Source organism: Shewanella xiamenensis (genome assembly GCF_014647135.1).
Lineage (GTDB): Bacteria > Pseudomonadota > Gammaproteobacteria > Enterobacterales > Shewanellaceae > Shewanella > Shewanella xiamenensis.
This window is the reverse complement of the sequence record NZ_BMOP01000006.1, coordinates 113,617-124,630: the sequence shown is the minus strand read 5'-3', so window position 1 is coordinate 124,630 and position 11,014 is coordinate 113,617. Positions and strand designations below refer to the sequence as shown.

The following is an 11,014-nucleotide window of genomic DNA, read 5'->3' as shown; positions in this document are numbered from 1 at the left end:
AAAAAAGGGGCTTAACAAAGCGCAGACCTGTGGTAGCCTAGGTCAGTGGAGAGCCAGCTGCTCCAAGCCCTTGGGGCAACTGGCTTTGAGCTGTATCTAGTTTTATTTCTTTGGTTTTCGAACTCAGCTTGAACTTTGAATTCAAGCTTGTTATAAAAGCCTCCGCAGACCGCTCTAGAGACGGATTTGGTTGCGGCGCAAAAAAATTACATTCAAGGGGATGACATGAACAAATCTGAACTAATCGAGAAAATCGCTTCTGGTGCTGACATTTCTAAAGCCGCTGCCGGCCGTGCACTGGATTCTTTTATCGCAGCTGTGACTGAAGGTTTGAAAGAAGGCGATAAAATTTCTCTTGTTGGTTTTGGTACTTTTGAAGTGCGTGAGCGCGCTGAACGCACTGGCCGCAACCCACAAACGGGTGAAGAAATCAAAATCGCAGCAGCAAAGATCCCAGCTTTTAAAGCGGGTAAAGCTCTGAAAGACGCTGTCAATTAATTTTTGATATCGCAGCCTTTGTAAGGCGTTCGTAATGATAAGCACTGTTTAAACAGTGCTTTTTACGAATTGAAAGTAATGGATTTTGAAGGTCAATTTCTACCATTACTCGGGGTTTTAGCACTTACCAGTGGTAGCGTCTGAATAATCCCTATTAATTACAGAAAGGCGCATCTCAAGCTGATGCGCCTTTTTATTTTGTTAATCGCAACGAGCGAGATATCTGATGTTAGAAAAGATCCGCGATGGTTCGCAAGGCGTGATTGCTAAAGGCATTCTCGTACTTGTGATTTTATCTTTTGCATTTGCAGGGGTGAGTAGCTATTTAGGCTCAACTTCCGATGTACCTGCCGCAGAAGTCAACGGTGACAAGATCACTAAAGCCGAGTTAGAACAAGCCTACCAGAGCGAACGCGCTCGTATGGAACAACAACTGGGCGAAATGTTTGCTGCCCTATCTGCGGACGAAAGATACCTAGAAAGCATTAAGCAGAGCGTTCTCGAGCGTCTAGTGGCAGACAAACTGATCGATCAAGCTGCCGCTGCGATGGGATTACGTGTTTCTGACGAACAAATTATTGCAGCGATTAAATCTGAACCCGCTTTCCAAACTGACGGTAAATTTGATAACGACCGTTATCAGGCTATTTTGCGTCAGTTAGGTTATCAGCCACAAACCTTTAGAAGCATGATGCGTGTCGATATGACTCGTCGTCAGTTAACTGCGGCGTTAGTGGGCACTGAATTTGTATTACCCGGTGAAGCTAAACAATTAGCTGAGCTGCAAGGCCAAACTCGCGACATTCGTTATTTAGTGGTGGACTCTGCGCCATACCTTGCCAATGCCTCTGTGACAGACGAGCAAGTAAAAAACTACTATGACGCCAACCAGGGCCAGTTTATGAGCCCAGAGAAGGTGAGTTTAGAATATGTTGAGTTAAACGCGGCTGATTTTGCCAAAGACAGCAAAGTGACCGAAGAAGAAGCTCAGGCTTACTACGATGAGCATAAGACGCAATATGTGTCTAACGAGAAACGTTTAGCCGCGCACATTCTGATTGGCCCAGGTAGCGATGAAGCAGCAGCGAAAGCCAAGGCTGAAGATTTAGCCAAGCAGTTAGATAACGGTGCTGATTTTGCTGAGTTAGCCAAAGCCAATTCTGAAGACACGTTAAGTGCGGAGCAGGGCGGTAAATTAGACTGGTTTGAGCCAGGTGTGATGGACCCCTCATTCGATGCTGCGCTTTTTGCTCTGCAAAAAGGTCAACACTCAGCTGTCGTCAAAACAGATTTTGGTTTCCACATCATCAAACTGTTAGACGTTCAGCCTGGTACCACAGTGCCATTTGCCGACGTTAAAACCAAGATTATTGCTCAGTTACAAGAGAAAAAAGCGGTAGATCAATTCTATAGCTTGCAGAGCAAACTGGCCGATACTAGCTACGAAGTGCCTGATACCTTAGCCGAAACCGCAAAAGTGGTGGGTGTTGAGATTAAGACAACGCCGCTATTTTCACGTGATGATGTGCCAGCGGCATTGAATAAGCCTGATGTAGTAAAAGCAGCATTTTCAGACTCAGTGATGCGCCAAGGGCTAAATAGTGAAGTGATTGAGCTTGAACCGAATCACGTAGTGGTTATTCGCATGAAAGAACATCACGATGCGGGCACTATGCCATTAGCCGAAGTGAAGGCCGACATCGCAGAGCGTTTAAAGCAAGATCAAGCGAACGCAGCAGCACGTGCTAAAGCAGAAGAGTTAATGGCGCAAGTGAAAGCGGGCGCTGCTGATGTGAGCTTAATCGCTAAGGCTAAATTGGGGCGTGGTGCACAGGATTTAGACGCGGCCATTGTGACTAAAACCTTCCAAATGCCAACGCCGAGTGCTGCACCTGTGGTTGATACTGTCGCTTTAGCAAATGGCTATGCTGTGATTGCACTGGACAAAGTGAACGCGGCTGAGTCTGTTAGCGATGAGTTAGTCAATGCACTAAAACAACGCCTAAATGCACAATACAGCGAAGCGGATTACCGCGGTCTGATCGAGTCACTGAAAGCGAACGCAAAAATCCATTACCCTGTAGAAGGTTAATGGTGATAAGGGATAACTCAGTCTATCCCTTATGTTCGCAAGGCAAATATAAAGTGTTTTGCTAATCAAATAGAAAAGGCCAAGTGTTTACTTGGCCTTTTTGTTTGTGCATTATCAAACGATATGGGCGCTATTTCAGCGGCTTAATCATCCACGCCAATCATCACGCTGCTGGCTTTAATGAGTGCGTAAGCCGAATCACCCACCTTCAAGTTTAAACGCTCACAGGATGCTTTCGTCACGACGGAGGTTAACACTACGCCCGGTGCCAGTTCGATAGTGACTTCGTTGTTTACAGAGCCAATTTCGATAGCGGTAATAGTGCCACTTAGGGTATTCCGTGCACTGATCTTCATTCTTTATCCTTATTTAGTGTTGAATGGTCATGCTATTCTAGCCTATTGCCATGGGTTTGCAGCAAATAAAAACGCCACCCGAGGGTGGCGTTTAAAAGCAAGCTGTAATCGTGACGATTACAGCTCGATCACATCGAACTCAACGTACGGATTCACATCAGCGTCGTAGTCGATGCCTTCAATACCAAAGCCGAAAAGTTTAATAAACTCGGCTTTATATTCTTGATAATCGGTCAGCTCTGATAGATTTTCAGTGGTCACTTGTGGCCACAGATCACGGCAATGCTGCTGGATATCTTCGCGCAGTTCCCAATCGTCTAAACGCAGACGGTTGTCGCTGTCGGTCTCAGGTTTTGCACCATCGGCACGGAACAGACGCTCACTGAACATGCGATAGATTTGCTCCATACAGCCTTCGTGCAGGCCTTCTTGGCGCATCTTCTTAAACACCATTGCAATATACAATGGCATCACTGGGATGGCTGAGCTGGCTTGGGTTACAACGCTTTTGAGCACGGCAACGTTGGCGCTACCGCCTGTCACTGAGAGCTTATCGTTTAAGGCTTTTGCAGCACGGTCTAAGTCCATTTTGGCTTTACCTAATGCGCCATGCCAGTAGATTGGCCAAGTTAACTCAGTACCGATATAGCTATAGGCAACGGTCTTGCAGTTGTCGCTCAATACGCCAGCCTCGGCGAGCGCGTTAATCCACAATTCCCAATCTTGGCCGCCCATCACAGTGACTGTATCGGCAATTTCTTGCTCTGTCGCAGGTTCGACAGTAGCTTCGATAATGCAGTCTTTATTAGTGTCTACCGCTGTTGCAGTGTAAGTTTCACCAATTGGTTTGAGCGCAGAGCGTACTAGTTCGCCAGAATCTGGCAGTTTGCGTACAGGTGATGCTAATGAATACACCACCATATCCACTTGACCTAAATCTTGCTTGATTAGCTCAATGACTTTTTGTTTAGCTTCATGGCTAAAGGCATCGCAGTTGATGCTCTTAGAGTACAAACCTTCAGCTTTGGCAAACTTGTCGAAAGCGGCAGAGTTGTACCAGCCAGCAGTACCTGGCTTAGCTTCTGTACCTGGTTTTTCGAAGAACACACCAATAGTTGCTGCATCGCTACCAAAGGCGGCGGCAATGCGTGAAGACAGGCCATAACCACTGGATGAACCAACAACGAGGACTTTTTTAGGCCCGTTGGCGATTTTGCCCTTCGCTTTGGTTAATGCAATTTGTTCTTGAACGTTAGCTTCGCAACCAACGGGATGAGTAGTGGTACAAATGAATCCACGAATTTTGGGTTTGATAATCATGTTTAAGCTTCTTCTATCAAAATGACCAATAGGATAAATACTTCGGCGATTAAATGGCATCTATTTTTAGCCAATTTGCCTGAATATTTAAGTGGTTGGAGCAGTTTAACGCTTATGAACAAACAGGCTCTGCTCCTGAATAAGCCTTTGGGTATATTCGTGCTGCGGTGAATTAAATATCTGTTCTGTGGGAGCTTTCTCAACCATAACGCCTTTATGAAGAACCATAATTTTATCGCTAACATGGCGAATAATATTGAGGTTATGGGACACAAAAATATATGACAATCCTAAGTCTTTTTGCAATTTCAGTAGCAAATTGAGGATTTGCGAGCGTACGGACAGATCTAAAGCGGTCAACGCTTCATCGGCGATAATGATTTTGGGGTTGAGCATTAGCGCTCGCGCCACGGCAACCCGCTGTTTTTGGCCTTCAGAAATCATATGCGGATAAAAGTCAGAATGTTCAGGTAATAAACCGACTTTCCTTAATGTCTCAATTACTTGAGAATTACGCTCTTTGGCAGATAGCTGAGTGTTAAAACGCAATGGTTCATCGAGTAATTGACCAATGGTGAGCCTTGGGTTGAGCGAGGTATTAGGATCTTGAAAAATCATCCGAATAAGGCGGCAGCGTTGTTTGATATTACGGCTGTCTAAGGCTTCGCCTTCGAAGTAAATTTCACCGCCGCTGCGCGGTTCTGCGCCCACTAAAATACGCGCTAACGTACTCTTACCTGAACCTGCCTCACCCACAATAGCTAAGGTTTCGCCGCGGTTTAATTCAAAGGAAACCGGGGCTAAGGCATCGTTATATTGGCGGGTAAAGCCTTTATAACCAGTATCATACCTTTTAAAGAGATCGTTAACTTTAAGCAGTGGAGTCGTCATTTGTCGTTTCACCGTGGTAAGGGAAATGGCAGGCAAAGTAGCGGTCTCTTGAATGACTCAAACTTGGCTGATTAACACATTTCTTTTGCGCCTCAGGACATCTTGGCCCTAAGCGACAACCAATGGGGAGATGTTGGAGTGCTGGCGCCGAGCCTGGCAGTGTTGGCATAATTGCCTTGTGCGCCTCTATCCCCGAATAATCCGGCATATTATCCAAGAGTGCCTTAGTGTAAGGATGATAGGGCTGATTAATCAATTCATCCGTCGGCCCTGACTCCATCACTTGGCCGCAATAGAGTACCGATAAGTGATCGCACCATTGGGCGAGGGTCTCAAGCTCATGACTGATGATTAAAATCGACACATTTTGCAGTTGGTTAAGCTGTGATAGTAGGCGAAATATCTGTGCCTGAGTACTCAGCTCCATCGAGTTTGTCGGCTCATCTGCAATCAATAATCTAGGCTGGTTGGCAATTGCCATAGCGATCATCACTTTTTGGCATTCGCCTTCGGATAATTCCCATGCATAGCTAGACATGACTTTTTGCGGATTTTTAATGCCAACTTTGTGTAGCCATTTTTGCGCCGTGAGTTTGGCATGTTTGTGCTTTTGCCAAAAATAAGCTTTAGGATTCTTAGGCATGGCCTGCATCAGCTGGCTACCCACGGTTTGCGAAGGATCAAGGCTGCCTGATGGGTCTTGGAAGATCATCGCCATATCTGAGCCCATCAGATTACGGCGCTCCTTCGAGGTCATGGCCATCAGATTGTTACCATCCCACATCATGCGGTCGGCAGTAATCGTCCAGTTGGGGCCAGGGATCCCTAGAATAGCTCTGGCGAGTAGACTACGGCCTGAGCCGGATTCACCCACTAGGCCGTGGATTTCACCCGCATTCAAGGTCAAGCTTACTTTCTCAAGAGCCCGCACTTTGCCGTGAGGCGTGTCGAGTTCAATAGTCAGGTTTCTAACGTCGAGTAATGGCATAGGTTAGTTTCTGATGGGCGCAAGCGCCGATCTCAAGCCATCGCCTACCAAGTTAATGGCAAGCACACTAAAAAGAATCGCTAGCCCTGGAATAGTTACAGTCCAAGGTGCGGTCAATAAATTATCCATGCCTTGCGCCACCATAGCGCCCCATTCTGGGCTAGGTGCTTGAGCACCAAGACTTAAAAAGCCGAGGGCGGCAATATCTAAAATCGCGGCAGAAATGGCTAACGTGGTTTGAATAATCACCACTTCCCAGACGTTTGGCATGATTACATACCAAAAAATCTGCATTGAATTGGCTCCATCCAAACGGGCAGCGGTAACATATTCTTTTTGTAATTCTTCATGGACCGATTGATGAATAGAGCGGACAAACTGCGGCGTTAAGGCAATGCCCACGGCCCAGAAGACGTTTTCAAGCCCTGGCCCCATGACGGCAACCACTAAAATCGCCATCAGAAGCGAAGGGATTGACAGCAATGCATCGAGCAAATGGCCCAAAATACTAGACTTTAATCCACGCATCATGCCGGAAAGTGAGCCGATGATAAATCCAGTAAACAGAGCTGTACCGACAATCATTAATGCCATGCCAAAGGTTAAATGCGCGCCATGTAGCAAGCGGCTAAAAATATCCCGGCCAAGATCGTCGGTGCCTAAAAAATGCGCCACAGTGCCGGAAGGATCCCAAGAGGGAGGTAACAATAGGGCGCGTGGATCTTGAGCCTCTGGCGCGAAAGGCGCAATCATTGGACCAAAGAGGGTGAGCAGCAGCAGAAAAATAATGGTCCACAATCCCGCTAAGGCAAAAGGGTTTGCCGAAAAATTTTGCCAGACCCGCATCATTGGGGAAGCAATTTGATCTTCCTGATAAATTTTAACTGGAGGCATAAAGATCTTTTCTGCTTAATGGATTGAAGACGGTATGTAGCACTTCAATCAAAATACTTAAAAAGATGATCAGCAAGGCGACAGCCAATATTCCACCTTGAATAACCGTGTAATCCCGCTGATAAATTCCTGATACTAACCAAGAGCCTACACCTGGCCATGAAAATATCACTTCAACAACAATAGCATAGCTAGCAAAGGCACCTAGCATTAAACCTAAGTGCTTTAATACAGGGATAAGCGCGTTGGGTAAGGCATGACGTAAAATAATGGTATTGGTGTGCATGCCTCTGGCTTCGGCTGCGCGGATAAAGGTTTGGTTCATCACATTCATCATTGCAGAACGTGTGCTACGCACTACCACAGTAAAGGGCAGTACTGCGAGCGTTGTCGCTGGCAGAATAATGTGTAGCAGTGCATCCTTAAACGCCGATATGCGATATTCCGAATCAGACAGTAGGATATCGACCAGCATAAAACCAGTGACGGGTTTTATCTCATATAAAAGATTGAGTTGCCCCGATATTGGCAACCAACCGAGATCGACACCAAACCAAAGCGATAAATACAGTCCCAACCAAAATACTGGAACAGAGTAACCCGTAAGAGTAATAGCCATAATGGTATTTTGGGTGAGTTTATGCTGACTTTGTGAAGCCAAAACGCCCAAAGGTACGCCTAAACCAATGGCGATTACCGCGGCCATGACGGCGAGCTCGAAGGAGGCGGGGAGTACGGTACTTAACTCCTCTGCAACGCTTTGATGGGACGTCACTGAAACCCCTAAGTTACCACTCAGCCTTTGCTGTAAATAAGCAATAAACTGCAACGCCTTGTTGCTATCTAACTTATAGTCTTGTTCGATTTGGCTAAGCTGAGCTGCCGATGGTGAATGTATTCCAGTGAGGGCAAAGGTGCGTTCAATGGGGAACAAACCTGTTGCATAAAATAGGACACCAATCATGACGAGTGAAGTCGCTAGGAATAAATTGAGGCGCCGTAACAGGTATCTTAACATCAGTTAGTCTCCTGTGTGGTTTGGCTGGTTTTTGTAAAGGAAATGCCGCCAAAAGGCGTGAGTTGCATATTATGTACATTATTACGCGTTAAAGCGACCCGTTTGGCATGAGCCAAACTCAGCATTGGTACTTGCTCGGCGATGAATGCTTCGGCTTCTTGATAAATTTGCTTGCGCTCTGCTTGTGTTGAGACTTCTCTTGCTCTGTCTAGAATGGCATCAAACTGTTTATTGCACCAGCGAGAGCGGTTGTTGTTTGATTTCATCGAGGCGCAGCTAAGTAGTGGCGTGAAAAAGTTATCGGGATCACTGTTATCGGCGTTCCAGCCGATGAGTACTGAATCGTATTCATCTCGACTTAATCTTTGGGTAAAGACACTCCAGTCGTAACTGATTATGTTGACTTTAACACCGATATTGGCCAAATCAGATTGAATTAACTCAGCTGTTTTCAGTGCATTAGGATTATAAGCTCTCGCAACAGGCATTGCCCAAATATCGATGCTGAGATTGTTAATACCTGCCTCTTTTAGCAGGTCTCTGGCTTTTTGGGGATTATAATCGAGTAGCTTCTTATTGCTGTCGTAGGCCCAAGAGGCTGGTGGAAGTACGCCTATCGCCTCTATTGCGGTGTTTTGATACACAGCACGTAAGATATTTTGTTTATCCACCGCATGGGCGAGCGCGCGGCGAACTCGAACATCATTTAATGGCGCTTTTTGAGTGTTAAATGCCCAAAATGCTACGTTAAGGCCGGGTTGTGATTCGATATTGAGCTGTTCATGTTGCTTAATAACGGGAAGTTCCCCTGCTTTTGGTAGTGCTGAAACACTGCAGTCACCCGCGATTAACTTTGCTAATCTCACGGTGCTTTTAGGGGTGATATCATAGACCAACATCTCGACATTGGCGGGTTCTCCCCAAAAATCTGGATTACGGCGATAGCGAATATATTCGTTTTTGGCGTAATGCACTAAAGTAAAAGGCCCTGTACCAATGGCAAAATGGTCAACATTTTCCGGGTGACCTAGTGCAAGTTGTTGTTCGGCGTACTCACTGGAGAGAATAACGGCAAAGTCAGTCGCTAAATTCGATAAAAATGAAGCATCCTTACGGGCTAAGCGAAAGATGACTTCATAGTCATTGATTTTTTCAACACTTTTAACTTGTTCAGAAAAACCAATGCTTTGAAAAAAGGGATAACCAGTGCGTGACACACCATGGTAAGGGTGATGCTTATCGATAATTCGATTGAAGGAAAACAGTACGTCGTCGGCGTTAAATGAGCGACTTGGCGTAAAACGGGAAGAATGCTGAAACTTAACATCCTCCCTGAGCGTAAAACGATAACTAAGACCATCATCACTTTCAGCCCAACTGGTTGCCAAGGCCGGAACCAACTGACCAGAGAGCGCGTCATAGTCTACTAAGCGGCTATAAATCAGGTGTGAAGTGGCGTCGATCGTAGTGCCTGAGGTCACCAACTGCGGATTAAAAGACTCGGGATTCCCTTCGGAACAATAGACCAAACCAGAAGGAAGTCGTTGGGGGCCACATGCAACCAACAACCCACTCATGCAGAATACCGCAGTTGCTAGGCACAGGCGTCTAATTAGCACACTCATTTATAAATCATTATTTTATCGACTATGAACGACTATTTTAGCAGTGCATCTCGCCCATGGGCAATCAGCTTATGCTTTATCGAGCAAATTGTATTTTTTTAGAATGCCACGTAGCTGATGATAACTTAACCCCAAGATTTCAGCGGTCTTCTTTTGATTATATTGGCTCGCCGATAAGGCTTGCTGAATAAGCTCCATCTCATAACGCTCGGTTTGTTCTTTAAAGTCTAATGGAAAACTAAAGTCATTTAACGGCGCTTCACTAGGTGCAATGACATCAATATCGGTTTTTGCCGTAACGGTGGGAGGGCTTATGATGGTTGAGTGCGGTGTGGGCACCACCTGACGCTCAAGAGTGCGCACTCGAGTTGTCGGCCGGTACGGGGAGGCGAAAGGGTCGAGAATAATGTGCTCGATGGGACGATTTTCACCGCAATTACGGTAAACACTTCGCTCAACGACGTTTTTAAGTTCACGAATATTACCGGGCCAGTCATGACTCATGAGCTGCTCGATGGCATTTGCACTAAAGCCACTAAAGAGTTCGAGCTTGAGTTGCCGAGCCATTCCCACAGCAAAGTATTCGGCTAATGTCATGATATCTTCTGGACGACAACGTAGTGGCGGCAGGGTGATCACATCGAAGGCTAAACGATCGAGTAAGTCGGCCCGAAATTCACCTGCCTCGGCCAGTGAGGGTAAATCTTCGTTGGCGGCGCAGATAAGGCGCACATCCGCTTGAATGGTTTTACTGCCACCGACACGTTCAAATTCACCGTACTCGATAACACGCAGTAGTTTTTCTTGAATCAATCCAGAGGTATTGGCTAACTCGTCAAGAAACAGTGTTCCACCATCAGCCCGTTCAAAACGGCCTTCGTGTTTACCTTTGGCACCAGTAAAAGCCCCAGATTCGTGGCCAAACAATTCACTTTCAAGCAAGTTTTCGCTCAAAGATGAACAATTTAGCTTAATAAAATTTTGATCCCAGCGCTTAGACAGATAATGTAGGCGTTCGGCAATCAGCTCTTTACCTGTGCCTCGTTCACCAATGATCAGTACAGGTTTTGATAACGGAGCGATTTGTGAGACGTGCTCTAATACTTCAAGTAGGGCGTTTGATTGACCGATTAGATTGTCTTGCTGAAATTTATTATCCACGATATTTTTTAGTCTTTAACGCTAAATTTTGGTGAAAATCATAATAAGTGGCTTGCGTTGTAAAATAAAGGAAAAGTTAAAATTTTGTTTATCTAATTGAATTTAAATAATAAATAAAAGTTGGCACAGTTAGTGTATTACCTTAAGCGAGACCAACATCAATTTGAGGAT

General features: G+C 45.7%; 10 protein-coding genes. 2 read left to right on the top strand and 8 right to left on the bottom strand.

Annotation, left to right across the window (positions count from 1 at the left end):
* The first annotated feature begins 210 nt into the window (after positions 1 to 210).
* Both hupB and ppiD read left to right on the top strand, forming a co-directional pair.
* Positions 211 to 498 carry a nucleoid-associated protein HU-beta gene (hupB, locus tag IEY09_RS07820; RefSeq protein ID WP_255211589.1) on the top strand — a complete coding sequence of 96 codons (288 nt, stop codon included), beginning with the start codon at positions 211 to 213 and terminating at the stop codon, positions 496 to 498.
* Positions 499 to 724: 226 nt separating this feature from the next.
* A complete protein-coding gene (gene ppiD / locus IEY09_RS07815) occupies positions 725 to 2,590 on the top strand; it encodes a peptidylprolyl isomerase (RefSeq protein WP_069454684.1) in 1,866 nt (621 codons plus the stop codon).
* Positions 2,591 to 2,733: 143 nt separating this feature from the next.
* Here the strand turns inward: ppiD and IEY09_RS07810 are convergent, their stop codons facing one another.
* The 8 genes from IEY09_RS07810 to pspF all read right to left on the bottom strand — a co-directional run bounded on the left by IEY09_RS07810 (position 2,734) and on the right by pspF (position 10,843).
* The gene (locus tag IEY09_RS07810; protein ID WP_037417205.1) at positions 2,734 to 2,946 is read right to left on the bottom strand and encodes a TOBE domain-containing protein; all 213 of its coding nucleotides are present in this window, start codon (positions 2,944 to 2,946) and stop codon (positions 2,734 to 2,736) included.
* 117 nt (positions 2,947 to 3,063) lie between these two features.
* On the bottom strand, positions 3,064 to 4,266 hold the full coding sequence (gene fabV / locus IEY09_RS07805) for an enoyl-ACP reductase FabV (protein ID WP_037428157.1): 1,203 nt from the start codon (positions 4,264 to 4,266) through the stop codon (positions 3,064 to 3,066).
* Between the two features lie 105 nt (positions 4,267 to 4,371).
* Positions 4,372 to 5,157 carry a peptide ABC transporter ATP-binding protein gene (locus IEY09_RS07800; RefSeq protein WP_037417209.1) on the bottom strand — a complete coding sequence of 262 codons (786 nt, stop codon included), beginning with the start codon at positions 5,155 to 5,157 and terminating at the stop codon, positions 4,372 to 4,374.
* On the bottom strand, positions 5,138 to 6,145 hold the full coding sequence (locus tag IEY09_RS07795; protein ID WP_037417214.1) for a peptide ABC transporter ATP-binding protein: 1,008 nt from the start codon (positions 6,143 to 6,145) through the stop codon (positions 5,138 to 5,140). Before IEY09_RS07795 ends, IEY09_RS07800 begins: the two co-directional genes overlap by 20 nt.
* A 3-nt stretch (positions 6,146 to 6,148) precedes the next feature.
* Positions 6,149 to 7,039 (bottom strand): ABC transporter permease subunit, encoded by an 891-nt coding sequence (locus IEY09_RS07790; RefSeq protein WP_037417217.1) that lies wholly within the window; start codon positions 7,037 to 7,039, stop codon positions 6,149 to 6,151.
* Complete coding sequence (locus tag IEY09_RS07785; RefSeq protein WP_037417220.1) at positions 7,026 to 8,057, bottom strand: ABC transporter permease subunit; 1,032 nt, start codon at positions 8,055 to 8,057, stop codon at positions 7,026 to 7,028. Before IEY09_RS07785 ends, IEY09_RS07790 begins: the two co-directional genes overlap by 14 nt.
* Positions 8,057 to 9,682 (bottom strand): ABC transporter substrate-binding protein, encoded by a 1,626-nt coding sequence (locus IEY09_RS07780; protein WP_055646760.1) that lies wholly within the window; start codon positions 9,680 to 9,682, stop codon positions 8,057 to 8,059. Before IEY09_RS07780 ends, IEY09_RS07785 begins: the two co-directional genes overlap by 1 nt.
* Before the next feature lie 69 nt (positions 9,683 to 9,751).
* Positions 9,752 to 10,843 carry a phage shock protein operon transcriptional activator gene (pspF, locus tag IEY09_RS07775; RefSeq protein ID WP_037428146.1) on the bottom strand — a complete coding sequence of 364 codons (1,092 nt, stop codon included), beginning with the start codon at positions 10,841 to 10,843 and terminating at the stop codon, positions 9,752 to 9,754.
* Positions 10,844 to 11,014 lie beyond the last annotated feature (171 nt).

What these genes read in the sequence shown, in the direction of transcription:
- IEY09_RS07780 (WP_055646760.1), bottom strand. Translation starts at nt 9,682, where the DNA reads ATGAGTGTGCTAATTAGACGCCTGTGCCTAGCAACTGCGGTATTCTGC.
- IEY09_RS07795 (WP_037417214.1), bottom strand. Translation starts at nt 6,145, where the DNA reads ATGCCATTACTCGACGTTAGAAACCTGACTATTGAACTCGACACGCCT.
- IEY09_RS07785 (WP_037417220.1), bottom strand. Translation starts at nt 8,057, where the DNA reads ATGTTAAGATACCTGTTACGGCGCCTCAATTTATTCCTAGCGACTTCA.
- IEY09_RS07800 (WP_037417209.1), bottom strand. Translation starts at nt 5,157, where the DNA reads ATGACGACTCCACTGCTTAAAGTTAACGATCTCTTTAAAAGGTATGAT.
- IEY09_RS07810 (WP_037417205.1), bottom strand. Translation starts at nt 2,946, where the DNA reads ATGAAGATCAGTGCACGGAATACCCTAAGTGGCACTATTACCGCTATC.
- ppiD (WP_069454684.1), top strand. Translation starts at nt 725, where the DNA reads ATGTTAGAAAAGATCCGCGATGGTTCGCAAGGCGTGATTGCTAAAGGC.
- IEY09_RS07790 (WP_037417217.1), bottom strand. Translation starts at nt 7,039, where the DNA reads ATGCCTCCAGTTAAAATTTATCAGGAAGATCAAATTGCTTCCCCAATG.
- fabV (WP_037428157.1), bottom strand. Translation starts at nt 4,266, where the DNA reads ATGATTATCAAACCCAAAATTCGTGGATTCATTTGTACCACTACTCAT.